Annotated in this window: 23 protein-coding genes; 11 read left to right on the forward strand and 12 right to left on the reverse strand. The window is 43.7% G+C overall.

Annotated elements, in window-relative coordinates; genetic code table 11:
* The first annotated feature begins 103 nt into the window (after nucleotides 1-103).
* The 3 genes from FGL37_RS22810 to FGL37_RS22820 all read left to right on the forward strand — a co-directional run bounded on the left by FGL37_RS22810 (nucleotide 104) and on the right by FGL37_RS22820 (nucleotide 2,712).
* Nucleotides 104-652: a nucleotide exchange factor GrpE gene (locus FGL37_RS22810; protein ID WP_028068253.1), complete on the forward strand. Its 549-nt coding sequence runs from the start codon at nucleotides 104-106 to the stop codon at nucleotides 650-652.
* Nucleotides 653-662: 10 nt separating this feature from the next.
* On the forward strand, nucleotides 663-1,814 hold the full coding sequence (gene dnaJ, locus FGL37_RS22815) for a molecular chaperone DnaJ (RefSeq protein ID WP_028068254.1): 1,152 nt from the start codon (nucleotides 663-665) through the stop codon (nucleotides 1,812-1,814).
* 310 nt (nucleotides 1,815-2,124) lie between these two features.
* Entirely contained in the window at nucleotides 2,125-2,712 is a 588-nt protein-coding gene (locus FGL37_RS22820) for an outer membrane beta-barrel protein (RefSeq protein ID WP_028068255.1), read from the forward strand.
* A 57-nt stretch (nucleotides 2,713-2,769) separates the two neighbouring features.
* Here the strand turns inward: FGL37_RS22820 and FGL37_RS22825 are convergent, their stop codons facing one another.
* Entirely contained in the window at nucleotides 2,770-3,543 is a 774-nt protein-coding gene (locus FGL37_RS22825) for a C40 family peptidase (RefSeq protein WP_028068256.1), read from the reverse strand.
* A gap of 75 nt (nucleotides 3,544-3,618) precedes the next feature.
* Here FGL37_RS22825 and FGL37_RS22830 point away from each other — a divergent pair, with 75 nt between their 5' ends.
* Nucleotides 3,619-4,095 (forward strand): universal stress protein, encoded by a 477-nt coding sequence (locus tag FGL37_RS22830; RefSeq protein ID WP_028068257.1) that lies wholly within the window; start codon nucleotides 3,619-3,621, stop codon nucleotides 4,093-4,095.
* A gap of 83 nt (nucleotides 4,096-4,178) precedes the next feature.
* Here FGL37_RS22830 and FGL37_RS22835 read toward each other — a convergent pair whose 3' ends face one another.
* Genes FGL37_RS22835 through FGL37_RS22860 form a run of 6 tightly spaced genes read right to left on the reverse strand, consistent with a single transcriptional unit; the run spans nucleotide 4,179 to nucleotide 10,425 of the window.
* On the reverse strand, nucleotides 4,179-5,354 hold the full coding sequence (locus FGL37_RS22835) for an RsmB/NOP family class I SAM-dependent RNA methyltransferase (protein ID WP_037532065.1): 1,176 nt from the start codon (nucleotides 5,352-5,354) through the stop codon (nucleotides 4,179-4,181).
* 7 nt (nucleotides 5,355-5,361) lie between these two features.
* Entirely contained in the window at nucleotides 5,362-6,642 is a 1,281-nt protein-coding gene (locus FGL37_RS22840) for an ABC transporter substrate-binding protein (RefSeq protein ID WP_138097048.1), read from the reverse strand.
* Nucleotides 6,599-8,149 (reverse strand): glutamine-hydrolyzing GMP synthase, encoded by a 1,551-nt coding sequence (gene guaA / locus FGL37_RS22845; RefSeq protein WP_028068260.1) that lies wholly within the window; start codon nucleotides 8,147-8,149, stop codon nucleotides 6,599-6,601. Before guaA ends, FGL37_RS22840 begins: the two co-directional genes overlap by 44 nt.
* A 42-nt stretch (nucleotides 8,150-8,191) precedes the next feature.
* Complete coding sequence (gene pyrF, locus FGL37_RS22850; RefSeq protein WP_028068261.1) at nucleotides 8,192-9,028, reverse strand: orotidine-5'-phosphate decarboxylase; 837 nt, start codon at nucleotides 9,026-9,028, stop codon at nucleotides 8,192-8,194.
* Nucleotides 9,029-9,069: 41 nt separating this feature from the next.
* The gene (locus FGL37_RS22855) at nucleotides 9,070-9,660 is read right to left on the reverse strand and encodes a TlpA family protein disulfide reductase (RefSeq protein ID WP_028068262.1); all 591 of its coding nucleotides are present in this window, start codon (nucleotides 9,658-9,660) and stop codon (nucleotides 9,070-9,072) included.
* A 21-nt stretch (nucleotides 9,661-9,681) separates the two neighbouring features.
* Nucleotides 9,682-10,425 carry an RluA family pseudouridine synthase gene (locus tag FGL37_RS22860; protein WP_028068263.1) on the reverse strand — a complete coding sequence of 248 codons (744 nt, stop codon included), beginning with the start codon at nucleotides 10,423-10,425 and terminating at the stop codon, nucleotides 9,682-9,684.
* An 83-nt stretch (nucleotides 10,426-10,508) separates the two neighbouring features.
* Here FGL37_RS22860 and panB point away from each other — a divergent pair, with 83 nt between their 5' ends.
* From panB to FGL37_RS22890, 6 genes are all read left to right on the forward strand, one after another.
* Nucleotides 10,509-11,324, forward strand: a complete 816-nt coding sequence (gene panB / locus FGL37_RS22865; RefSeq protein WP_028068264.1) for a 3-methyl-2-oxobutanoate hydroxymethyltransferase — start codon at nucleotides 10,509-10,511, stop codon at nucleotides 11,322-11,324.
* Between the two features lie 12 nt (nucleotides 11,325-11,336).
* Nucleotides 11,337-11,939, forward strand: a complete 603-nt coding sequence (locus FGL37_RS22870) for a hypothetical protein (protein WP_028068265.1) — start codon at nucleotides 11,337-11,339, stop codon at nucleotides 11,937-11,939.
* An 82-nt stretch (nucleotides 11,940-12,021) separates the two neighbouring features.
* On the forward strand, nucleotides 12,022-12,174 hold the full coding sequence (locus tag FGL37_RS22875; protein WP_081817763.1) for a 30S ribosomal protein THX: 153 nt from the start codon (nucleotides 12,022-12,024) through the stop codon (nucleotides 12,172-12,174).
* Between the two features lie 196 nt (nucleotides 12,175-12,370).
* The gene (locus FGL37_RS22880; RefSeq protein ID WP_028068266.1) at nucleotides 12,371-13,432 is read left to right on the forward strand and encodes an efflux RND transporter periplasmic adaptor subunit; all 1,062 of its coding nucleotides are present in this window, start codon (nucleotides 12,371-12,373) and stop codon (nucleotides 13,430-13,432) included.
* A 6-nt stretch (nucleotides 13,433-13,438) separates the two neighbouring features.
* Complete coding sequence (locus FGL37_RS22885) at nucleotides 13,439-16,522, forward strand: efflux RND transporter permease subunit (RefSeq protein WP_028068267.1); 3,084 nt, start codon at nucleotides 13,439-13,441, stop codon at nucleotides 16,520-16,522.
* 9 nt (nucleotides 16,523-16,531) lie between these two features.
* Complete coding sequence (locus FGL37_RS22890) at nucleotides 16,532-17,833, forward strand: TolC family protein (RefSeq protein WP_028068268.1); 1,302 nt, start codon at nucleotides 16,532-16,534, stop codon at nucleotides 17,831-17,833.
* Nucleotides 17,834-17,897: 64 nt separating this feature from the next.
* On the opposite strand, the gene FGL37_RS22895 is transcribed toward FGL37_RS22890, so the two are convergent.
* Nucleotides 17,898-18,164 carry a hypothetical protein gene (locus FGL37_RS22895; RefSeq protein WP_028068269.1) on the reverse strand — a complete coding sequence of 89 codons (267 nt, stop codon included), beginning with the start codon at nucleotides 18,162-18,164 and terminating at the stop codon, nucleotides 17,898-17,900.
* 322 nt (nucleotides 18,165-18,486) lie between these two features.
* On the opposite strand from FGL37_RS22895, the gene FGL37_RS22900 reads away from it, so the two are divergent.
* On the forward strand, nucleotides 18,487-19,212 hold the full coding sequence (locus FGL37_RS22900) for an acyl-[acyl-carrier-protein] thioesterase (RefSeq protein ID WP_037532067.1): 726 nt from the start codon (nucleotides 18,487-18,489) through the stop codon (nucleotides 19,210-19,212).
* 64 nt (nucleotides 19,213-19,276) lie between these two features.
* On the opposite strand, the gene FGL37_RS22905 is transcribed toward FGL37_RS22900, so the two are convergent.
* The 4 genes from FGL37_RS22905 to FGL37_RS22920 are packed head-to-tail and all read right to left on the reverse strand — an operon-like array spanning nucleotide 19,277 to nucleotide 24,356.
* Complete coding sequence (locus FGL37_RS22905; RefSeq protein ID WP_028068271.1) at nucleotides 19,277-19,906, reverse strand: gluconate 2-dehydrogenase subunit 3 family protein; 630 nt, start codon at nucleotides 19,904-19,906, stop codon at nucleotides 19,277-19,279.
* A 22-nt stretch (nucleotides 19,907-19,928) separates the two neighbouring features.
* The gene (locus FGL37_RS22910) at nucleotides 19,929-21,362 is read right to left on the reverse strand and encodes a Gfo/Idh/MocA family protein (protein WP_028068272.1); all 1,434 of its coding nucleotides are present in this window, start codon (nucleotides 21,360-21,362) and stop codon (nucleotides 19,929-19,931) included.
* A 20-nt stretch (nucleotides 21,363-21,382) separates the two neighbouring features.
* Nucleotides 21,383-23,068 (reverse strand): GMC oxidoreductase, encoded by a 1,686-nt coding sequence (locus FGL37_RS22915; protein WP_028068273.1) that lies wholly within the window; start codon nucleotides 23,066-23,068, stop codon nucleotides 21,383-21,385.
* A 43-nt stretch (nucleotides 23,069-23,111) separates the two neighbouring features.
* Nucleotides 23,112-24,356, reverse strand: a complete 1,245-nt coding sequence (locus tag FGL37_RS22920) for an MFS transporter (protein WP_028068274.1) — start codon at nucleotides 24,354-24,356, stop codon at nucleotides 23,112-23,114.
* Between the last annotated feature and the right edge of the window lie 76 nt (nucleotides 24,357-24,432).

The following is a 24,432-nucleotide window of genomic DNA, read 5'->3' on the forward strand; positions in this document are numbered from 1 at the left end:
GCTTTTTAAAGAATATCTGACAAGCTGTCGGAATTTTACTGTTTGGCAAAAAGTTTGACCAACCAGAATATAGTAATTTTTGAATCTATTTAGCATTGAAGATATGAATGAGCAAGATAATTATAATGAGGAGAGTCAAAATCAAGTAGAGAATAACCCTTCTGACCAGCAGGAACAAACAGCTGATTCCCCAGAAGAATTAACGATCGAAGAGAAATTGACTGCAGAATTGGCAGAGGCGAAGGATAAGTACATTCGTCTTTCTGCTGAATTTGACAACTATAGAAAACGTACAAGCAAAGAACGTGTTGAATTGATTCAATCAGCCGGAAAGGATGTAATTGCCAAATTATTACCTACGTTGGATGATTTTGACCGTGCGCTGCAGGCAATGCTGACAGCTAGTGATGTGGAAGCTGTAAAAACGGGAATGGAAATTGTCAACAATAAATTAAGACAGACTTTATCACAACTGGGATTAAAAGAAATGGACGCCGTCGGCCAGGCTTTTGATCCAGAATTACAGGAAGCAATTACAACGATTCCAGCACCTACCGAAGATTTAAAGAATAAAGTAGTAGACGTAATCGAAAAAGGATACTATCTGGGTGACAAAGTCATACGTCATGCCAAAGTAGTTATAGGTCAATAATAATAAGGCAATGTCAAAAAGAGATTATTACGATATACTTGGGGTCTCGCGGTCCGCAGACGAGAAGGAGATCAAATCAGCTTATCGCAAACTGGCGATCAAATATCACCCTGACAAAAATCCCGGTGATCATCAGGCTGAGGAAAAGTTTAAGGAAGCTGCAGAGGCCTACGATATCTTGAGCAATCCACAGAAGCGCCAACGCTATGATCAATTTGGCCACGCTGGAAACTCAGCCAGTGGCGGATTTGGTGGCGGAGGCATGAATATGGAGGATATATTCAGCCAGTTTGGCGATATCTTTGGCGGAGGGCATCCCTTCGAAAGCTTCTTTGGTGGTGGAGGCAGCCAGCGCGGCGGCCGCAGAGTAGCGCGTGGAAGCAACTTACGTATTAAAGTAAAGCTGACACTCGAAGAAATTGCCAAGGGAGTTGAAAAGAAAGTAAAGGTGAACAAACAGGTAGTCTGCCATACCTGTGACGGTACCGGTGCAAAAGACAAATCTTCTGTCCATACCTGTAAAACATGTGGCGGATCAGGATCGGTACGCAGAGTGACCAACACCATATTAGGTCAAATGCAGACGACAAGCACCTGTCCTACCTGTAATGGCGAAGGCGTCGAGATTACCGCTAGATGTACAACCTGTAGAGGTGAGGGATTAGAGCGGGGTGAAGAAACCATTTCCATAAATATTCCTGCTGGCGTGAGTGAAGGTATGCAACTGTCCATGAGCGGTAAGGGGAATGCAGCTCCGCGTGGCGGCATACCGGGAGACCTGATCATCCTTATAGAAGAAGTTCCGCACGAAACCTTAAAACGCGATGGATTAAATGTCATCTATGATTTATACATCAATTTCGTCGATGCAACACTCGGTACCAGTGTCGAAGTACCTACTATTGACGGAAAAGCTAAAATAAAAATTGAACCCGGTACACAAGGAGGTAAAATACTCCGTTTAAAGGGGAAAGGTATTCCCGAAGTCAATTCCTATCATAAAGGTGATGAACTGGTATATGTTAACATCTGGACACCAAAAGCAGTTTCATCCGAAGAAAAGGAATTGTTGAATAAGCTGAAAGAATCGCCGAACTTTAAACCCCAGCCCGGCAAAAGTGAGAAATCATTCTTTGAAAGAATAAAGGAATATTTCGAATAACTTACATAGTAGGATTCGCAAAAGCCATTTATCATTATTTGATAAATGGCTTTTTTTTTATTTATTCACAATAAACTGACAATTTATTACGAAAAGTCAACATTAAAATGACATTGAAAAAATAATGTATACTGCTTGACAAAATACGTAAAAAATAATCAACTGAAACACTTTATTTTACGATTTTCATAAAATATCCAGACAAAATAGTGACAATAAAATAAAGAAATTTATGGATATTTGACTATCAAATTTAAAAAGTCAGAAAGTAATTGCTGACGAATAGAAACAACTATTAAATTAAAAAGACATGAAAAAAGTTTTACTTACATTAACTGCCGTTGCAGGTTTAACAATTGCAGCTAACGCTCAGACTGAAAAAGGAAAAATTATGGTTGGTGGTCAAGTTGGCTTCGAAACTTCAAAAGTCAAAGATACTGATTATAAAAACAACTCATTCTCCATTAACCCAACTGTGGGTTACTTTGTAAGTGACAACTGGGCAGTAGGTACAGGAATTGGCTACAACTGGAGCAAAAACGAATCTGATAAAGAGAATAGCGTTAAGGTAGATGCTTTCCAAGTCGCGCCTTTTGTTAGAAAATATTCTGCCAATGGCCCATTGAGATTCTTTGCTCAATTATCAGTACCTATGTCATGGGGTAAAAACACGGTTGAAAAAGCTAATGTGGAAAGTGAATCAAAATTTGAAAACTACGGTGTGGAGCTAGCTCCTGGTTTAGCATACTTTCCAACTAACAAAATTGGTATCGAATTGAAAGTAAGAGGTTTATATTACAACTATAACAAAAATAAAACGGCTGATATATCCACAAATACATTTGGCTTAGATGCGAACTCATTAGCGCCAACACTAGGTGTACAGTTCCATTTTTAATGGGGCACAAAACGAAAAAAACGGCTATAAGTTACTTATAGCCGTTTTTTTATACGTTTACAGGTACCGCTTCACAATCCGCAGCTTATGCGAATACTTGTTCAGCTCCCGATTATATATGCCTTCATTATCCATGCGGTCCACACGGACTCTGGCCGAAGCATGGATAATAGTATCTGTATCCAGCATGATGCCCACATGTGTAATCCTTCCGGCTTCATTGTCAAAAAATGCAAGATCCCCCACTTTGATCTCAGCAACAAAGTCTACAGTTTGCCCTATTTCTGCCTGCTGATAGGCATCTCTGGGCAGCTGAATACCAAAACAGCTGTAGATCAGCTGCGAAAATCCCGAGCAATCGATTCCCCACTGCGAACGTCCGCCCCAGAGATAAGGAGCGTCCTGATAACTGCGTGCCAAGGCGGCGATACTAGCACTAAAATCTGTTCTTGACAGCGTATTCATTGTGCCTTGATAGTGCCATCGGTTACCTTCTAGATCAAAGCCCCCCTGCTCGTCGAAATATAATTTTGTACCATGACAGAGGTAAAGTTTTCTGCTCCCTTCTGTCAGGATACCTCCCTCTCTTCCCACCATACGTGCATCTCCACCAGTATAACGTGCTAATTCCACATTACTGATTTCAGTAAACTGTCCATTCTGAATCCAGCCTGTATAGCCCGTATCCAGCAGCCGAATGGAGCTCCAGTCGGATTGCTCATCCAAAATTTCGAATAGCTCACCAAACAATACTTGGGAAACCATTTCACTCCGATGGGCCTGTTCAGATCGCAAGGGAACCAAGGCTAGTGTACAAATACCATATTTCATTGGGCAAACAAAAACAAAATTGTCTAAACGCTGATTATATATTAAACAAACGAAGATAAATTAAATATAATAGATATGGAGAATACTAATTTAAAATTTAAAAGAATACTCGTTGCAGTCGATGATGCTCCATGTTCTGAGAAAGCCATTCTATATGCGAAAGAAATGGCTGATGCGTTCCATGCTTCGGTTGCTCTCGTCACGGTAATCCCCCCAACTTCACCCACTAACTTTGGTGCAGATCCCCTTCTCGGCCAGCAGCCGGTCATCGTACCCGAGGTATCTGAAATGGAACAGGAAAATGCACAGAAGTACCTGGAAAAAATAAGCCGGGAATTTAAAGATTCGAATGAAGTATATCTTTTCAACCGGATTGGTTCGATTAAAGAGGAAATTCTCGCTGCTGCACAGGAATGGTCAGCAGATCTTATTATTATGGGGTCCAATGGAAGGACAGGATTCGACCACTTTATATCCGGTTCGGTTTCGGAATCTGTCATCCGTAAAGCCACATGCCCCGTCCTGGTTGTACCCGGCAAATGTGATCAATAATCGGATTCTTGAGAATAACGCAAAAGAGCGCCTTCTACTCGATAAATGAAAGGCGCTCCTGTACAAACAATTTATTACAAAAATCACTTCTTGATCAACCTGGCGACAAACATGCTGTCTGCTCTTGCATGATATCCCTTCAGATAGTCCATACTTTCCAGTTCAAATCCATGATGGTCGATAATGTACTGAGCCACATCTTCGTTTTCTGCTTTAAATACAGAACAGGTGATATAAACCAGTGGCTTGCCCACTTTCACATGTTCAACGACACGGCTTGCAATCGTCTGCTGCAACCTGCTGTACTCGTTTATCTTAGCTAACTTAAACTGCCTTATCATTTCGGGGGTACGCCCCCAGGTACCCGAACCCGAACATGGCGCGTCCAGAACAATGCCGTCGAACTGCTCGTTACCTAAAATCATCTCGGGGTCTTTGGTTAGATCCAGGACTTTCTTCCGGTAATGCTTTATGCCCGCACGGTCAAATCGCTCATCAAGATTCCTCAAAATGCTCATACGCACATCAGATACCAGCAATTCAATGCTTGGACATGCGTCCAATAGCAAAAGGGATTTGCCTCCAGAGGCAGCACACGCATCCCACCAGGACTCTCCCTGCTCTGGTTTCATCCAATCAAGTGTACGCTGCGAAGAAAGGTCCTGAACTTCGACGAGACCATCCAAAGCCGGAAGCCGTTGCAATGAGGTTCCATTGGGCATAGCGATGCACTGTTCCCCCACCTGATCATAGGATATATTATTTTCTTCTAAGATCGCACGTACAAGCTTGTCCTTTCCACGTCTGACACGGATGTATAGGTGTGGCTGTATCAATTGGCTCTCCAAAAAAGCATTCGCCTCTATTTCAGGCGACAGCGCGGCTGTAAAAGGAAACAGATCCTGTCTACTAAGTAGCCCGTCAGCTTCTAGAAAGCTAAGTTTATCACCTAAAGGCAGAGTCATTTTTTCTGCCAGGCTGGGATCCAGCAAGCTCACGAGTGCACTTTCGGATTCACATAAAAACTCAGCTAACACCAAGCGGCGTTGCTGGGACAGCTGTAAAGCAGCGGCTCCCAGACGGAAATAGTTATAACAGAGGCGGGAGGCCCATCTACGGTCCGAAGACCCCATCTGTTTATTCAGTTTAAAAAACGAGGTTAAATAACGTGAAAATGGCTGATCCGATTCAAAATCGTCCATTGCACGCTCAAAATTACGTATCTGTTGATGGATACGCTTTGCATTCAATTCAGCCATTCAGGGTTTATTTTTTCTCAAATTTCTTATTGTGATAGACCATGATGCCTAATGCCCTATTGGCATATCCCCACTTCGGAAAAAATTCAAACCTATAATCACTATTGAGTCCCGAAAATTTTTCCTGTGTCACATGGCTTACATAATCAACGCCGTATTTATGGATCAAGCGGCCAAAATAAACCGCCGCATCGTAGCCCTTATACGAAAATTCTGAAGGATCTACTTTAAAGGCCGATTTATAATTTGATATAAATTTCTTTGTGTCGCTATCTGACTCATCAGCCAAGCTGGAAGAAGTAATGGTCAGATTGTAAAAATCCATGTTCTCAAAATTCTCGAAGGAAAGTTTTGAAAAATTCGGATGTCCATACAGCTTAAATTGATTGCCCGGATTTAGAAATTTACTGTCCATCGCATCCAGTAAACCTTTCACCAGATTCTTATTGGAAGTACCAGATACGATATGATTTGTCCCAGTTAAAACCATATTGTTGTTGAGCTCGTTGATACTAAGTACAGTTTTTACCTTTGCCTGAGGATTTACTTTTGTAATTTCATTAGCAAAATTCACCAAAAACTGCTTACTATCGTCATCGCCGGCATCGTAAATCAAGATTTGGTCTCCGGTATAGAATTGCTCTGCGATGTATTTGGCAAGCGTTTCAGCGTGCGTACGAATCGACGGAGTCATGGATACCAGATTTGGAACACTAAACTCTGAGGCCATGGTCGCCGCCAAAGGTGATACCTGAAGTACATTTTTGTTTGCAAAAGTCTGCGCAAAGCTCTTGATTTCCCTTGGATAAACGGGCCCGACAACAATTACTGCATCTTTCACATCGGCGGCTGTTCCCAAGCTCGCGTTATATGCAACATTATCACGTGAGTCTATGACCTGTAAATCGAAAAGACCACCCTCTTTGGCGATTTTGTCCAGTCCCAGCTGAAAACCTTGGTAAAAATCCAGCGCCAAAGCTGAACGCTCGACATCTTCCGTCGTCACTCTGTTGGCAATACTATTTAATTCGAAGGGCAGCAATAGGGCAATTTTATTGTTCTTGACCATATGGCCATTTACATTTTGCACATCACCGGCTTTGATTGCAGGCTTTTCTTTTTCTATAGCTGGTTTGGTTACAGCGGTATGCTGTTCGCCCTGACTGGAAGGCGAACGCAATACCGTACTTTTTTTGGTTGTGCAGCTTGCAAGGCATAATGCTGCAAGTGCCGTAACCCATATTTTATTCCCACTCAATCGTAGCGGGCGGTTTTGAACTGATATCATATACAACTCTGTTTATTCCTTTCACATGGTTGATAATTTCATTTGAAATTTTGGCTAACAGGTCATACGGCAGATGTATCCAATCGGCGGTCATTCCATCCAAGGAACCGACGGCGCGCAAGCTGACAACGTGCTCGTAAGTACGTTCATCGCCCATCACACCTACTGAGCGTACCGGTAAAAAGATGGTACCCGCTTGCCAGACTTTATCATACCAGCCCGATTCCTTTAAGTTACTGATAAAAATGGCATCCGCTTCCTGGACGATTCTCACTTTGTCCGGAGTAATATCGCCCAGAATACGGATTGCTAGCCCAGGTCCAGGAAAGGGATGTCGTCCCAAGATCGCTTGATCCACTTCCAGTGCCTTACCGACTCTCCTCACTTCATCCTTAAACAAAGTTTTAAGAGGTTCCACTACCTGAAGTTTCATAAAGTCGGGCAAACCACCCACGTTATGATGCGATTTGATTGTCGCTGACGGTCCTTTTACGGAAACAGACTCAATAATATCAGGATAGATCGTGCCTTGTCCAAGCCATTTTGCTTCAACACCTTCTGGAAGCTCTTTCTGAATTTCTTTTGCAGCCTCGTCAAAAACGTCGATAAAGGAATTGCCAATGATCTTACGCTTCTCCTCGGGTTCAGAAACTCCTGACAATCTACCATAGAATAGATCCTTCGCATTGATCCCTTTTATATTCAACCCCATATTTTTGTACGAATCAAGTACCTGCTCATATTCATCCTTCCGGAGCAGACCGTGGTCCACGAAAATACAGTGTAGATTTTGTCCAATAGCCTGATGCAACAGTACCGCCGCCACCGTAGAATCAACGCCTCCTGACAGGGCCATAATAACATGATCATCCCCCAGTTGCTCCTTTAAAGAAGCCACAGTGGTCTCGACAAAGGCGTCCGGAGTCCAATCCTGCGAGCAGCCGCAGATTCCTACCACAAAGTTTTTCAGTAAGATTGCACCATCGGTGCTATGGGTAACTTCGGGATGAAACTGAATACCGTAAGTACGTGTACCTCTTACCTGATAAGCTGCGACACGCACCTTATCGGTACTGGCTATGATCTCAAAATCCGCAGGCACTTCTTTGATGGTATCTCCGTGAGACATCCACACCTGCGACTGTACCGGTACCCCTGCCAATAATTCATTTTCACTATTGACAAATTGCAGATTCGCGCGACCATATTCACGGATTTCGGATGGCAACACCTCACCGCCCGACTTTTGAGCAATGTACTGCGCTCCATAACAAACACCCAAAAGCGGAAAACGTTCTTGAATGCTGACAAAATCAATCTGCGGAGCGTCCTCCTGCCGTACCGAATAAGGGCTTCCGGAGAATATAACGCCTTTTACAGATTCGTCAAAATCTGGCAATTTATTAAACGGGTGTATTTCACAATACACATTTAGCTCTCTGACACGTCTCGCTATTAATTGCGTGTACTGAGACCCGAAGTCTAGAATGATAATTTTTTCTGGCATGCTGCAAAGGTAAGTATTACGAACGAATTATTAAATGTCATTTCAGGAAATAATGCCCGCTTTCAATAGTTCCTTTTCCATTTCCTTTTGTAATGACAGCGCCTCCGCACGCGCACGCTCCGCAAAATCGCGTCCTTGGGAAGCATATATAATCGCCCGAGTACTATTGACCAATAAACCACAGTCTTTGTTCATACCGTAACGGCAGACATCTTCGAGCGATCCCCCCTGGGCTCCTACACCCGGTACCAGTAGAAAATGATCTGGAGCATGTTCTCTGATTTTAAGGAACGCCTCACCCCTGGTCGCCCCGACAACATACATCAAATTATCAGGCGTTCCCCAAGTATTTACTTTATCGATTACCTGTTCAAAAAGCTGTAAACCCGCATTATTTTCAAAATTCTGGAAATCCAAGCTTCCAGCATTGGATGTCAATGCCAGCACAATAGCCCATTTGTCTCCAAATTCCAAAAATGGTGTGACCGAGTCCTTCCCCATATAAGGTGCGATCGTAATACTGTCAAAGCCCAGCCCCGATGCCTGCTCATCAAAGAATGCCTTAGCATAACGACCCGAGGTATTTCCGATGTCGCCACGCTTGGCATCGGCAATACTAAAACAATCTTTTGGCAATGCCGCCCAGGTCTTCTGCAAAGACTCCCATCCTTTTACCCCATAACACTCATAAAAAGCAATATTGGGCTTATAGGCGACACACAAATCTGCAGTAGCCTCAATAATAGCTTTATTAAAACTGTAAATGGGATCCTCGTCATCCAACAAATGTTGGGGGATTTTTGTAAGATCGGTGTCTAGGCCGACACATAAGAATGAACGCTTCTCTTTGATCTGGCGAATAAGTTCTGCTCTGGTCATGCGAATATTATGAATCGTATATATGAATCGTAAGAATTATTTTATTTATCGATTAACTCCTGGATAAATGCCGTCACCTCAGGCGCGGAATAGTCTGCCATTCCTTCATGCCTCGTCACTAAATTGCCGGATTTATCTAGAATGACGGTGCTTGGAATTGATCCAGAAAGCCACTCTTGTGGAATTTCACTGTTGGGATAGCTGACCGGAAGTGTTAATTTCTGTTTTTTCATAAAAGCAGAGGCTTTTTCTTTCTCACCTTCAATTTCCACTACCAGAAACTCCACTTGGGGATTATCCTTAAATTTGTCATAAAGCACGTTGATGGAAGGCATTTCCGCTCTGCACGGCCCGCACCAGGTCGCCCAAAAATTAATAAAAACGACCTTACCTCTAAGCTCTGTCACACGAACGGTCTCGCCCGAATGGCGGATAAATGTAACATGGTCCGCCGGATCCGCGGTTCCTGTACCGCCCCTGTCTGTTTTTGGTGGAACTTCTGGTTTGGGTCTGAACAGACCTATGTTCATCAGCTGCTGCTGAAAATACGTTCGGCTTGTCGGCCAGAGCAATAGAGCAATAAGCGCTACAAATATGAAGTTTCCTACCAGCTTCTTTATCTTTGGATTCATAAAATGAAAAGATTACAACGCTTAAGCATCAAATTTATCCAACAATTTCAACAACGTAGCGAAATCTTTCGGATAAGGTGCGTCGAAAACCATTTGAACACCATTGAGTTCAAACTCAATGTGTTTCGCATGCAAGGCAAAACGTTTCATGATAGGTTGTTCTTCCTCATCTTTTGACAGGGTAAACCCTCGTTTCTTGATCTGAGAAAGGTAAACCGGTTTGCCACGATACATGCTATCTCCTACAATTGCGGCGTGTTGTGTCGCCAGGTGAATACGAATCTGGTGCATGCGGCCCGTAATCGGCTTACACTCCACAAGTGTATAGTTTTTATAATATTTAAGCGAGTTAAAAACCGTCTCTGCGGGTTTTCCATTGGCACGGTCAATAGATACATTCTTATTGCCCTGATTTAAAATAGGAAGGTCGACTAGCAGATCCTGAAAAGTATGCGTGCCACCAATGATAGCATGATAAATCTTATGCACTTTTCTTTTTTCAAAGGCAATCGACACAGAACGATATGTCTCCGGATTTTTTGCAATCAGCAAGATGCCGGACGTCTCCTTATCCAGACGGTGACAGATCTGCGCATCTGCATGGTATTTCTTCGCCAGACGGAGGATATTGACTTCCCCACCCTCCCTTTCGTCCAGGGAAGCGACAAAAGGTGGTTTATTTATAACGATCAAATTTTCATCCTCGTGGATTATTAATTCTGAAAATTTGGGAAATTTAAATAGACGGGTCTCATTTTGTATCATTCTACAAAAATACAAAACGCTTAGCAGAATATTGGTCTATGTATGATAAAAAGCTTACTTTTGACCTTACAATATAAGTTAAGATGTCTATAAACAAAGAAATAAAAAGAGTAAGCACAGCGATGCTGCAAGCGATGAAAGCGCGCAAAGAGAAGATATCCATGCTGACAAGCTATGATTACTCCATGGCCAAAATCGTCGACAGTGCTGGTATCGATGTCATTTTGATCGGGGATTCTGCCGCCAATGTATTCGCGGGCTACGAGACCACGCTACCGATCACGCTTGACAACATGATCTATCACGCCGCCGCTGTTGCCCGGGGTACCGAACGGGCCATGGTATTGGCCGACCTACCTTTCGGCACCTACCAAGGATCGCCAAACGACGCCTTTAATGCTGCTGTCCGCATGATGAAAGAATCTGGAGCACATGCCCTGAAATTGGAAGGCGGAGTAGAAATTATCGAAAATATCAAAAAGATTATCGCCGGCGGAATCCCGGTCTGCGGCCACCTGGGCTTGACTCCACAATCGATTAATAAATTCGGAAACTTTGGCGTACGTGCAAAAGAGGAACAGGAAGCAGCTAAACTTGTCGCGGACGCATTGGCACTGCAGGAGGCTGGATGCTTCGCCATCGTACTGGAAAAAATACCCGCAGCATTGGCAAAAATCGTAACCGAAAAATTGTTCATCCCAACCATCGGCATAGGCGCAGGTGCGGACTGTGATGGTCAGGTACTCGTTATCAATGATATGCTAGGTATGAATGCGGACTTTAAACCCAAATTTATGCGTCATTTTGCCAACCTGCATGAACAGATTACTGCCGCTGTGAGCAACTACATCGCCGAAGTAAAATCCATACAGTACCCCAATGCAGACGAACAGTATTAAGCTCAGCAACTGATGAAATTGTTAATTATAGGACTGCTACTGCTGATAGCCTACCTGATGATCCGGAAGAAATTTAATATCAGCGGATCATCAGATAATCACTCCAGACAGCTGCAACTCGGATTTCAGCTTATCGATGCCCCATCGACGATTATACAATCGACGTTGAAAAAGACAATCTCCGCTAGCCTGACAGGGATTCTTTTGATACTAGTTACCGTATTACTGTTTGTCAAAATTAAAATACTGCTATTTTTGTTGTTGCCGGCTTTCTTTTTAGTCGGTTACGTATTTCTGTTCAACAACCATTTTAGCAAGTTAAAAAGCCAGCAGATCTGGCATAATCCGACGACGAATGATGTTTTCGTCGAACAGATTAAAGGAGAAAACTATACCTTTAATATCTTTCAGGATATACAGGCCATACAAAAGATCGAATCCATACAGACAACCAAAGGTTTACTTTATGGGTATTATCGGATTAAGGTGAAAAGCCATATCCTGGAAATCCCTTACCTTGTAGCGGAAAATAAACCGGCCAATACGCTATTTTTTGAAACCCTCGAACAAAACTTCAGAATTGAAACCCAAAAGAGGATCTTCCCCATCATTTAACGTGCAGAAATTGTAAATACCAAAAGAATGTGCTATATTTAGGTTTATCAAAAAGATTGTTTAAACCAAAATATTTTACACTATGGGAAAAGGTGATATCAAAACCAGAAGAGGAAAAATATCAAACGGTTCTTTTGGAAAACGAAGGCCACATTTATCTAAGTCATCGCTTAAACCAAAGGTTAGCAATGAAGCCTCTGAGGTGACTGAGCAAAAAACGAAAGCAAAAAAATAGTAGACATAAGCTAGACCATGTTCTAGCTTTTTTTATATATGCTGAACTGTCCTCTTCTAAGGCGAGGATCTAACGGTTTTTCACCGCCCCCCTATCACTACACCGATTTGTAAAATCCTTTTGACAACCGGTTTCATCTACAGAATAAACCTATCTTTATCCGTCAAATCAAAAACCACAATAAGGACTACACCGCATGAACAAAAAAACAAGCATTTATATACTTTTAGCTTGCGCCGCCATTGGGGGAGGATATTTTATTCTACACTCCAAAAAAGATAAAAAAGATAGTGTCAAACCATCGGCGAAAAAGGATATGCCCATACCTGCACAGGCTATCATAGCCAAGTCTTCAGTAGCGGACCGTTCCATCAATTTGTCTGGCAGTCTGGATGCTGAAGAAAAAGTGGAAGTCAGAAGTGAGGTAAGTGGCCGAATTACAAAAATCTACTTTTCAGAAGGCCAACGGGTCCAGCAGGGGCAACCGTTGATCAAAATCGACGATATCGAGCTGCAGGCGCAGCTCAAACAAGCGCAGACGACTAATCAGCTGAATGCCGAAAACGAGCGTCGTGCAAAGCTTCTGCTTCAAAAAGGCGCCATAAGTCAGGAAGAATTTGATATGGCCAGTGCTGCTCTAAAGACATCACTGGCACAGATACAACTGATCCAGGCACAAATATCAAAAACTGCTGTTCGCGCTCCCTTCAGTGGTGTGATTGGTCTGCGAAATATCTCTGTCGGTGCTATCGTCTCCCCAAGCACCCTTATCGCTAATCTGGTAAAAGACAATTCAGTCAAGATCACCTTTGCCATCCCAGAGAAATATAGCAATGTAATCAAGTTGAATTCGGCAATTGAATTTACCGTTGCCAATGACCCAACAGTAATGAAAGCAAATGTTTATGCCATAGAACCTGAAGTGTCACTTGACACAAGAACACTCAGCGTTCGCGCAAGGGCATCTAACGATCAGGGAAGACTGAGAGCCGGCTCATTTGTCAATGTAATCGTCCCCATAGAAACAGAAAATGACGCGATTGCCATACCAACAGAAGCGATCGTGCCTATACAGGACGGCAAAAAGGTGTTTATAGTCCAAAATGGTCTGGCAAAAGAGGCGAAAGTAGAAACCGGCGCCCGTACAGATAAAGAAATTGTCATTCTGTCGGGCATAAGTGCTGGAGATACGGTACTGACCACGGGAGTCCTGGCGCTGAAAGATGGTGCAAAGGTTAAGGTATCACTAGTTAACTAATTGTACATGAATTTGTCTGCTATTTTCATTAAACGCCCTGTTTTAACCATTGTCGTCAATATAACGATCATTTTATTTGGCTATATTGGTTTCAGTTTTCTCGGGGTCCGCGAATATCCTTCCATAGACCCGGCGATCGTGTCGGTACGCACCAACTATGCCGGCGCCAATCCGGATATTATTGAATCGCAAATTACCGAACCCCTGGAAAAAGCCATCAATTCCATTGACGGCATAAGGAATATATCTTCTTCCAGCAATCAGGGATCCAGTAATATTACCATCGAATTTGATTTAAAGAAAAACCTGGAAGAGGCCGCCAATGACGTACGGGATAAAGTTTCTCAGGCGGTAAGAAGTTTACCGCAGGACATTGACGCCCCTCCCGTCGTCTCAAAAGCGGATGCCGACTCCGATCCCATCATTATCTTAACGTTACAGAGTGAAAGCAGGGATAAGCTTTCTTTGAGCGACTACGCAGAAAATGTAATTTCCGAACGGTTACAAACGATACCCGGCGTCAGTAGCACACAAATTTATGGACAGAAACGCTATGCCATGCGGCTTTGGCTAGACCCTGACCGGATGGCGGCCTATGGCATTACAGCTTCGGATATACGGACTGCCTTGAACAACCAGAACATTGAATTACCATCTGGCAAGATCGTTGGAAAGACAACCGAACTAACGGTAAAAACAGTGGGTAATCTGTCCACGCCCGAGCAATTCAACAATATTGTTCTGAAGGCCGATAGTACGCGTTTGGTCAGACTTATCGATATTGGAAGAGCGGAAATCGACGCTGAGAACCTGGAAACAAAGATGGTCAGCAATGGCAAACAGCTGGTCGGAGTGGCCATAATCCCGCAACCGGGGACTAACTATCTCGACATCGCCAACAATTTTTATGAGATGCTGGATCAGATGAAAGAGGATATCCCGCAGGATATCATGATCAATATCGCATCTGACAATACCAAATTCATCAAAAAATCTGTAGTCGAAGTGGCCGAAACACTTGTCATTTCCATTGTGCTGGTAACGCTGATCATCTACTTCTTCTTCCGCGACTGGGGAATCGCATTACGTCCATTACTGGATATTCCCGTTTCACTCATCGCGACCTTTTTCATCATGTACGTATTCGGCTTTTCGATTAATGTTCTGACTTTACTCGCGATCGTATTGGCCACAGGACTGGTGGTCGATGATGGAATTGTGGTGACGGAAAATATTTTCAAGAAAGTGGAAGAAGGCATGTCCCCGATTGAGGCGGCACTCAAAGGCTCCAAGGAGATTTTCTTTGCTGTCATCTCGATCTCCATTACGTTGGCCGCGGTGTTCTTGCCTGTCATATTTTTAGAGGGCTTTGTGGGACGCCTGTTTCGAGAATTCGGCGTGGTCATCGCTTCTGCGGTGCTGGTATCGGCCTTTGTATCGCTCACGCTCACACCGATGCTCAACGCCTATCTGATCAAAGGTGGCGGCCATAAAAAAACGAAATTCTATGAATGGACTGAACCGATGTTTGAGAAAATGAACACAGGTTACGCCGGCGCATTGAGTACATTTATGAAATTCAAATGGATCAGCTTTCCGATCTTGCTGGTCTGTTTTGCAATCATTGGTATAATCTTCTCAACCATAAAGAAAGAAACAGCCCCCTACGACGACCGGAGCAGCATTCTAGTCAGTGTCACTGGCCCCGAGGGTGCCACCTACGAATATATGGACCGCTATATGCAGGAGCTGGATAAGCTTGTCTACGATTCCATTCCTGAAAATAAAATCAGCCTCAACATTACATCCCCGGGGTTTGGTGCAAGTTCGGTCAATTCAGGGCGCATACGCATGACACTCGTAGATCCCGATGAACGTACAAAATCTCAGGACGATGTCGCAAAAGAACTGACCAACTGGACGAAAAAATATGACGGTGTCCGTGTCAATGTTTCTCAGACGCCAACCATATCGATGAACCGGCGCGGCGGGCTACCTATTCAGTATATTATCCAGGCGCAGAACTTTGAAAAACTTCAGGAAAAAATACCTGAATTTATGAATGAGGTCAACAACGATCCCACTTTTTCAACAACGGATATCAATCTAAAATTCAACAAGCCTGAACTCCACGTAGAGATAGACCGCCTGAAAGCACTCAGTCTGGGTGTATCTGTACTAGATGTCTCCCAGTCACTTCAGCTGCTATTGAGCGGACAGCGTTTTGCTTATTTTATGCGCGACGGCAAACAATATCAGGTCATTGGACAGGTGGAAAACGACAGGCGAGCCACTCCCACCGATCTGACATCGATTTATGTACGGAACAATATGGGACAGCTCATCCAGCTGGACAACCTGGTCAACGTGCGGGAGGAAAGCAGTCCGCCGCAGTTATATCACAATAATCGTTATATGTCTGCTACAGTCTCTGCAGGCCTGGCTCCCGGCATGAGTATGAGTGACGGGATTGCTGCAATGGATCGTATAAAAGAGAAAGTCCTCGACCATAGCTTCACAACAGATCTTAGCGGCGAATCCCGCGATTTCGTGGAAAGTAGCTCCAATACGCTTTTTGCCTTTGGACTGGCACTCCTACTGATATATCTGATCTTAGCGGCTCAGTTTGAAAGCTTTCTAGATCCATTTATTATCATTCTTACCGTGCCTATGGCTGTGGCCGGCGCATTGATCAGTCTCTGGTTATTTGATCAGACCTGGAATATATTTAGCCAGATCGGAACGATCATGCTGATCGGACTGGTAACCAAAAATGGTATCCTGATCGTCGAGTTCGCCAACCAGATGCGGGAAGAAGGCATGGAGAAATTCGAGGCCATCATGCATGCTGCTGAATCCCGCCTTAGACCCATCTTGATGACCAGTTTAGCGATCGCCCTCGGTGCTCTCCCTATTGCCATGTCCTTGGGAGCAGCGTCTACCAGCCGCATTGGGATGGGTGTTGTCATCGTGGGCGGTACAATATTCTCCCTTATATTGACTTTGTTTATTATACCTGCTATTTATTACATGTGGTCCAGACAAAAAAAGCATAGGCCCGAATTTGATCAAATTACTAGTTACGAATAGAGATAAGATATGAAGAGATATACCATCATCATGCTGCTGTTTTGCACTATACTATTCCAGGCACATGCCCAGCAGACGCTGACGTTGGAAGAAGCGCTGACCACTACCCTTGCCAACAATTTCAATATTCTTCTGGCGAGAAACGACAGCAAGATCGATATGGAAAACACAAGCCTGGGGAGTGCAGGCATGCTTCCAGCAGTCACAGGGAACTTCAACCGGAGTAACTCTGTCCAAAATTCCCGACAGGTCCGTGCTGACGGCCAGATACAACAGGTCTCCAACGCAAAAAATGACAACATGTCCTATGGAGTCAATCTCAACTGGACGATATTTGATGGCTTCGGCATGTTTGCACGACGGGATAGATTTAAGGAAATACAGCGCCAGGGCGAAGCCGAAATCAAATTTGAAGTCATCAGCCAGCTCAGCGAAGTAATCGCAACCTACTATAATCTCGTCCAACAAAAACGGCTGTTGGATGCATTGGATACAACAATCACCCTCTCCCAATACCGGGTAGCGTTAGCCGAAAATAGGCTCGAAATCGGAAAAGGTTCAAAGCTGGATCTATTAAATGCAAAAGTAGACTTGAACACTGATCAGACCAACTTGCTCCGGCAGCAGGAAAGTTTCAAAAACACCAAGACCTACCTGAACCAGCTGATGACCCGTGACCTAGACTTGGATTTCGGGGTAGAAGATGAAATGGAGCTGGATCAGAACCTCAAGCTTGGCGATTTGCTTACACTTGCGGACCAACAGAATCCGCAAATTCAACTGGCAATTATCAATAAGCGAATCGCTGAACTGAATCTAAAGTCCGTGAAAGCCGAACGGTATCCTAAAATAGGCCTCAACACAGGTTACAATTGGAATGAATCGCATTCTTCTCTCGGCTTCTCGACGGAAAACAAAAATCGGGGCCTCACCTATGGCGTCAGTGCCTCAGTCAATATCTTTAACGGATTTCTACAAAACAGAAATGAACGTATAGCCAAATTTCAGCTACAGAGCAGCGAACTCTTGATCCAACAGCAAAAACAGGATATACAGGCTCAAGTCAGAACACTTTTCCAAACCTATGTCACCAACATGCAATTGGCAAATGTGGAAAAAAAGAATGAAGAACTTGCCAAAGAAAACCTGAACATTACGATGGACAAATTTCGGATCGGGACAATCACCACACTGGAGGTCAGAACGGCACAGGTCAATTATATCAATGCGATGACCCGAAGTTACACGGCCCAATACGAAGCCAAACTGTCAGAGATACGGCTGAAGGAATTAACAGGGGAAACCTATTGATCTGCCTATCATCCTTAAACATTACTTCATAAAAATGGCTCCTGTTTGCGCAGGAGCCATTTTATTAATAATCAATTGCAATGATCGACTTGAGAGGAATCAGAACACCGCTTTTGATCTGGATATATCGATCAGTCAATGACCACACAGTGGTCTCAATGCGCTTTGGTCCAGAATCGGTTTGAAAGGCTATTTCAGTCTTGGATTTAAACTCATTCCCCAGACGCACAGCACCTTTCAATTTATCCATAAATACCGCCGACTTATCTTCACTCGCAGGGATAAATTTAAATTGAGGAATATCCTCTTTAGCTATTAATTCTCCAACCATAATACTTAGCATTTAATGTGTAAATTCAAAATGTAGCGCACTACCTAGCTATAACGCGCCAAAGCCAATCTTATTTTATCATTTTGTGCCATTGGCTTATTTAAATCTACCTAATCCTTCGATAAGAATCAATTAAATAACTGAAAACTATCATTTATTTTACAATAAAAAAACGATCTGGGCCCACTCGTCGCCAATTCTATACAGCACAACCTCACCACAAAAAATCATATGCACTTTTTTCCCTGTTCTGTCATTTTCCATCTCGAACGTAGACAATAAGCCAGCTATATTGCTAATTTTGGAGTAAAATAAACTGCACATGGAAAAATCTGTTTTTGAGAAAGCCTGGGAAATTAATTTTACACAGTGTTACTCTAATGGCCGCATCCGTTTCTCCGACTTATCAAATATCCTTCAGCTGACTGCTGGAGATCACGCCACGCTTGCTGGATTTGGCTTCACCGAAATGGCTAAACATAACCAGACTTGGGTATTAAGCCGGATACGTATAGAAATCAACAGATTGCCCAAATGGATGGATATCGTTCAGGTCAAAACTTGGGTACAGGAGCTGGAGGGTGCTCGCTCTACACGCAATTTTGAACTTACAGTCAACGGACAGCTGTATGCCACGGCAACGAGCTATTGGGCTGTGATCAACACGGTCAAAAGAAGCTCGGAGACTTTAGCAATTTCAGCAGCAGAATTTACCACCTATCCCGACCGTCGCGCAACCCAAAGACCGTTCTCCAAACTGGATATCTCGCAGAGCGTCAAAAATATGGATCAGTATATCGTTAAGCTATCCGATCTGGACATAGTGAACCATGCGAACAACGTCAAATATCTGGACTGGTGCATGGATCGGCTCCCCATTGAACTCGTTTTGACCAACCAGATCAAATCATTGGAAATGAATTATCTTCGGGAATTGCGGCACAACGATGCCGTAGAAATTAATGGTGAGTCTACAAATACAGGTTATTTTATGACTGTCACAAAGCGGCAGCGCATCCATTTCGCCCTCGAAGTAGAAACCCGATGAACAGATAGACCCCGGCAACAAAAAAAGGAGGCTATAGCCTCCTTTTTTCTGCATTTCGCATACCCTATGCAAACGCTTTGTCACCTTTCTTGTAAGGTAAATTGCCATCGTATTTTCCGGGGATTTTCACAAAGCGCAGCGCTTTCGTACAGCCGAGCTCAGAATTGAAGAAACCTGTCAACGTCAGCTGCTTGAACATGGTAAACCAATGAGGTGGATCGTTTTCCACATAATTGTACAACTGATTTTGCTTCTCCCGATTCTTCTCGATAATATCCTTTTGCTCTTCAGCCTGTTTTTTATTGAACTCATTCGCTTCTTTATCGAGCGCAGCGGCAACTGCTGTCCTATCTTCAGGCGAAAGCTCGAGGAACGCTTTTCCTTTAACTTCTTTCGCTTTATCATCCAAAGTAGCCAAGCCATCCAAAAATGCTTTCTGCTGCTTCTCTGTATAACAGTCGCGTACCATGACCGGAATAAAACTTCCAACCCCAGCTTCTTTGGCGCCCGGAGTGGCTGTCTTCGGTAAAATAGCCTCCGCTAGATCACCCAGTAAGTCAGTCGTTTTTGCTTCGAATAAAGCTTGTACGTCTTTTGTTGCAGAGCGTGTACAGCCCTCCAGAAATAAATTGGCGCCAATAACGGTACCTCCTAAAATCAAGGCAACGCGTTGTAATGCTTCTCTTCTATTCATGCTACTATAAAATATCTTAATTTTAGAAATTATACTTCACTTCCCAGCCCTGTCTGTAATTGCGTTTTACAAATTGATTAACATGATCAAAATTGGTCACACGCATATTGTCGTTATCCCACAACAGCTTTAGATTGCGCCCCGGATATTTTCCGTCTATACGCAAATCAGCACCACGGATAGCCAGATTTGCCATCAGCAAAGCTTCTGTCAACGGTCCAGCAATCTCGAACGGGGAACTCACCTCTTTTTTGCCGTAACCAGCTTGACATGCCTCAACCCATTGTGCATAATGCCCGCTTTCCTGTCCCGGTACACGCGCATATTTCTGGGCAACCTGGTCTTTTCGGGAGGTAGGCAATAGGCGTGCATTCTGACCATAAGTATCTGCCAGAATCTTTCCTTTTGTACCAACCAATAGAATACCGTTACCGCCATCACCAAAGATTTCATTCGGTCCTAGCTCATCCGGACGTGCAGGCTGAATACCGCCGTCCATCCAGTGTAGAGTCACAGGTCCATTTGTACGTGGCGTCTTAGGGAATGTCAATGTCGCATGGCTCGATGGCGGACAGCTCTCAGGGAAATATCCACGTTTGAATTCATCCACATAGACTGAGCCAACGGTTGCCTGCACGTCCTGTACATAGGTTAACCCCAAGGTGCTAAAAGGAACTTCCAGCAAGTGACAGCCCATATCACCCAAAGCGCCGGTACCATAGTCCCACCAGCCCCGCCAGTTGAAAGGCACCAATTTGTCTACGTACTCTTTATAAGGAGCTGTACCCAACCAAAGGTCCCAGTCCAACTCTTTAGGAATTTCTGCTTTGCCTGTAGGCCATGGAATACCTGAAGGCCATACAGGACGATCCGTCCAGCAGTATACAGTATGTACATCACCGATTAGACCAGCTTCGTACCATTCGCGGACAAAACGAGGGCCATCATTTGAAGCGCCCTGGTTACCCATTTGTGTAACCACCTTATACTTTTTGGCAGCATGTGTCAGGGCTCTCGCTTCCCAAACATCATGTGTCAATGGTTTTTGAACATACACGTGCTTGCCCAATTGCATGGCTGCTAGGGCCTGAATGGCATGCTGATGGTCTGGAGTAGAAACAGAAACGGCTTCGATGCGTTTATGTTCCTTATCCAGCATTTCACGATAATCTTTATAGTATTTCGCCTTAGGATACCGTTTTAGAGCACCGGCAGCACGTCTGTCATCCACATCACACAAAAAGGCCAAATCTGCTTTGCCCGAATCATGGAAGGCGTTAATATCACTGAATCCCTTACCACCAACACCTATACCTGCAATTTGTAATTTGTCACTAGGAGCTGTAAAACCGTTCCCGCCTAATACGTGGCGCGGAACGATCATAAAAGCTGCCGCCGCTGTGGCTGCCGTCTTTATAAAATCTCGTCTGCTCGGCTTATTTGAGTTATTTTCCATTGTTATCAATCTTTAGCTAATTAGATATTACCTTTTTTCAATTCACTAACCGCAAAATCGACTGCACGCGCAGTAAGTGCCATATAGGTAAGCGATGGGTTCACACAGCCGGCGGAAGTCATACATGCGCCATCTGTTACAAATACATTCAATGCATCCCAAACTTGATTATTACCGTTCAGCACCGATGTTTTTGGATCACGCCCCATCCGAGCTGTTCCCATCTCGTGAATACCTTGGCCAAAGCCATAGACATTATCATACGTATACGTATCTTTCACTCCGATGCTCTCCAGCATTTCCTTCATTTCGTTCTGCATGTCCGAACGCATCTTCAATTCATTGTCCTTAATTTCAGCATCAAAAGAGAGTACAGGTAACCCCCATTTATCTTTTTTGTTTTTGTCAAGGGTAATTTTATTTTCATGATAAGGCAATGTTTCTCCGAAAGCAGTAAAGCCTACACTCCAGTCACCGGGCTCACAGATGGCATCTTTCCATGCTCCGCCGACTTCCATTTCGGCAACGGCACCCGACCAGCGGCCACGGCTTGCCGCCCCTTGATATCCAAACCCACGAACGTAATCGCGTTTCTTGGTATCACCCTCAACGTTCACAAAACGAGGCACATATAAACCTGTAGGCCGGCGTCCAAATACATAGCTGTCCAAATAGCCCTCTACACGGCCTCCAGCGCCACAACGGAAATGATGATCCATTAGATTGTGACCAAGCTCGCCGCTGCTGCTGCCTAAACCGCCTTCCCATACATCCGTGGCTGAGTTCATCAACACCCAAGTAGAATTCAACGCCGATGCACAGACAAAGATCACTTTAGCGAAAAATTCATATGTCTTATTGGTTTCGGCATCAATGATTTCAACTCCCTTCGCTTTTTTGGTGTTTTTATCGTAAATAATCTTTGTTACAATAGAAAACGGACGTAATGTCAGATTTCCAGTTTTGGTTGCCGCTGGCAGCGTTGCAGATTGCGTACTAAAATAAGCACCAAAATTACAACCTAACCAACATTGATTCTGATATTGACAATTCACGCGGCCCTCATGCGGCACAGTGATATTAGCTGTACGCCCCATGATGAAATGACGTTTACCTCCGTATTGTTTCTTCAACCGCTCCGCCAGATCTTTTTCAACAATGTTCATTGGCATTGGCGGCATGTAATCACCATCAGGAAGCGATGGCACACCGTCTCTATTACCGGAGATGCCGGCAAATTTTTCTGCATAGCTGTACCAAGGAGCAATATCTTTATAACGGATAGGCCAGTCGACCCCATGTCCATCTTTTAAGTTTGCTTCAAAGTCGAGATCCCCCAGGCGGTAAGACTGTCGGCCCCACATCAGGGAACGGCCTCCAACATGGTATCCTCGGTACCAGTCAAAACGTTTCACCTCTGTGTATGGGCTCTCCTTCTCGTTTACCCAAAAATCCAGGTTCTTTTCATTCAATGGATAATCTCTGCGCAGTACAGGATAATCTTCGATCATCTTCTGCGTACGTCCGCCAGCATGTGGCCATTCCCAGGGATTTTTGTTTGGAGCAGTATAATCCTTAATATGTTCGATATTACGACCACGCTCTAACATAATTGTCTTTAGACCCTTTTCAGTCAGCTCTTTCGCTGCCCATCCACCACTTATCCCAGAACCGATTACAATCGCGTCATAAGTATTTGTTGCCATCTCTCTTCTAATTATTTGTTTTTTAAATAGTTATTTTTTCTCGTTAATGTGCAGTTTGACTACTTTCCACCTTTTCATCTTTGAAAAGGGCCAAAAAGATGAAAAATACAACTGCCGCGATGATTGCAGGAACGACCCATGTATGATTCCAAAAACCTGCTAAATCTGTTGCTTTTAATTCTTTATACTTGTCGCCTACGTAACTTGCTACCCAAAATCCGATCAACTGCCCGACACCATAGGTCGCTAAAGTAATCAGTCCTTGCGCCGCGGATTTATACTTTATACCTGCTTTGCTATCGGTATAAATCTGTCCGGAAACGAAAAAGAAGTCGTAACAGATACCGTGTAACGCAATGCCGATCAGTAGCATAAAGGAAAGTTCACCCGCATTACCGTATGCAAACAGCAGATAACGGATTACCCAGGCCAACATACCTACCAAGATGGTCTTTTTAAAACCAAATTTTGTGAAGAAAATCGGAAGTGCCAATAAAAACAACACCTCAGATGCTTGACCAATCGTCATTTTACCCGTCGGATTTTCTAGTCCGATCTCCGTTAGAAATAAATTAGCGTTGGAATAATAGAAGGCCAAAGGAATACAGATCAATACTGACGAAATGAAAAAAATCAGGAAATTCTTGTCCTTTAACAATTTGATTGCATCCAGTCCGATAATCGAGGCAAAGGAAGGTTTTTCACCGGCATCCAATTTGACCGGTGGCGTTTTGGGCAAAACAAATGAAAATACACCCAGGACCAATGAAGCAACACCCGACATCAAAAAGGTGTTTTTCAACGCCCCCTCAGACGCGGCAGCGTCCCATCTGAAGATGTAACTAATTGCTAGACCAGCAACAATCCAACCAATTGTGCCCCAGATACGTATTGCGGAAAACTGCTTTTCAGGGTTCGTCAGCTGCCGGAAAGATACTGAACTCGCCAAAGCCAATGTTGGCATATATAAAATCATATAAGCCAGTACATAGGGATAAAAGGTAGACATATCAGCCGCGGAATACATTTGATACATCAACACCGCCCCGACCAAGTGCAAAACACCCAATATGCGCTCGGCATTAAAATAACGATCCGCAATCATACCCACAATGAAAGGAGCGATAATTGCCCCCAGGGATTGGGTCGAAAAGACATTAGCCATCTCAAAATCCGTCGCTTGAAGATTCTTGCTTAAAAAAGTGCCTAATGTGACAAACCATCCTCCCCAAATAAAAAACTCGAGGAACATCATGAAGGATAGTTTAAATTTTATTGTTGATGAAATCATAAAAAAATGGTGTTTTACAATACTACTAATTGGTTTTACCAGCTCAATTTAAGAAATTAAATCTAATTGTCAA

This window comes from Sphingobacterium thalpophilum (assembly GCF_901482695.1).
GTDB lineage: Bacteria > Bacteroidota > Bacteroidia > Sphingobacteriales > Sphingobacteriaceae > Sphingobacterium > Sphingobacterium thalpophilum.

Excerpts from the sequence above, each read along its gene's own strand:
- FGL37_RS22810 (WP_028068253.1), top strand. The coding sequence starts at position 104 with ATGAATGAGCAAGATAATTATAATGAGGAGAGTCAAAATCAAGTAGAG.
- dnaJ (WP_028068254.1), top strand. The coding sequence starts at position 663 with ATGTCAAAAAGAGATTATTACGATATACTTGGGGTCTCGCGGTCCGCA.
- FGL37_RS22820 (WP_028068255.1), top strand. The coding sequence starts at position 2,125 with ATGAAAAAAGTTTTACTTACATTAACTGCCGTTGCAGGTTTAACAATT.
- FGL37_RS22825 (WP_028068256.1), bottom strand. The coding sequence starts at position 3,543 with ATGAAATATGGTATTTGTACACTAGCCTTGGTTCCCTTGCGATCTGAA.
- FGL37_RS22830 (WP_028068257.1), top strand. The coding sequence starts at position 3,619 with ATGGAGAATACTAATTTAAAATTTAAAAGAATACTCGTTGCAGTCGAT.
- FGL37_RS22835 (WP_037532065.1), bottom strand. The coding sequence starts at position 5,354 with ATGGCTGAATTGAATGCAAAGCGTATCCATCAACAGATACGTAATTTT.
- FGL37_RS22840 (WP_138097048.1), bottom strand. The coding sequence starts at position 6,642 with ATGATATCAGTTCAAAACCGCCCGCTACGATTGAGTGGGAATAAAATA.
- guaA (WP_028068260.1), bottom strand. The coding sequence starts at position 8,149 with ATGCCAGAAAAAATTATCATTCTAGACTTCGGGTCTCAGTACACGCAA.
- pyrF (WP_028068261.1), bottom strand. The coding sequence starts at position 9,028 with ATGACCAGAGCAGAACTTATTCGCCAGATCAAAGAGAAGCGTTCATTC.
- FGL37_RS22855 (WP_028068262.1), bottom strand. The coding sequence starts at position 9,660 with ATGAATCCAAAGATAAAGAAGCTGGTAGGAAACTTCATATTTGTAGCG.
- FGL37_RS22860 (WP_028068263.1), bottom strand. The coding sequence starts at position 10,425 with ATGATACAAAATGAGACCCGTCTATTTAAATTTCCCAAATTTTCAGAA.
- panB (WP_028068264.1), top strand. The coding sequence starts at position 10,509 with ATGTCTATAAACAAAGAAATAAAAAGAGTAAGCACAGCGATGCTGCAA.
- FGL37_RS22870 (WP_028068265.1), top strand. The coding sequence starts at position 11,337 with ATGAAATTGTTAATTATAGGACTGCTACTGCTGATAGCCTACCTGATG.
- FGL37_RS22875 (WP_081817763.1), top strand. The coding sequence starts at position 12,022 with ATGGGAAAAGGTGATATCAAAACCAGAAGAGGAAAAATATCAAACGGT.
- FGL37_RS22880 (WP_028068266.1), top strand. The coding sequence starts at position 12,371 with ATGAACAAAAAAACAAGCATTTATATACTTTTAGCTTGCGCCGCCATT.
- FGL37_RS22885 (WP_028068267.1), top strand. The coding sequence starts at position 13,439 with ATGAATTTGTCTGCTATTTTCATTAAACGCCCTGTTTTAACCATTGTC.
- FGL37_RS22890 (WP_028068268.1), top strand. The coding sequence starts at position 16,532 with ATGAAGAGATATACCATCATCATGCTGCTGTTTTGCACTATACTATTC.
- FGL37_RS22895 (WP_028068269.1), bottom strand. The coding sequence starts at position 18,164 with ATGGTTGGAGAATTAATAGCTAAAGAGGATATTCCTCAATTTAAATTT.
- FGL37_RS22900 (WP_037532067.1), top strand. The coding sequence starts at position 18,487 with ATGGAAAAATCTGTTTTTGAGAAAGCCTGGGAAATTAATTTTACACAG.
- FGL37_RS22905 (WP_028068271.1), bottom strand. The coding sequence starts at position 19,906 with ATGAATAGAAGAGAAGCATTACAACGCGTTGCCTTGATTTTAGGAGGT.
- FGL37_RS22910 (WP_028068272.1), bottom strand. The coding sequence starts at position 21,362 with ATGGAAAATAACTCAAATAAGCCGAGCAGACGAGATTTTATAAAGACG.
- FGL37_RS22915 (WP_028068273.1), bottom strand. The coding sequence starts at position 23,068 with ATGGCAACAAATACTTATGACGCGATTGTAATCGGTTCTGGGATAAGT.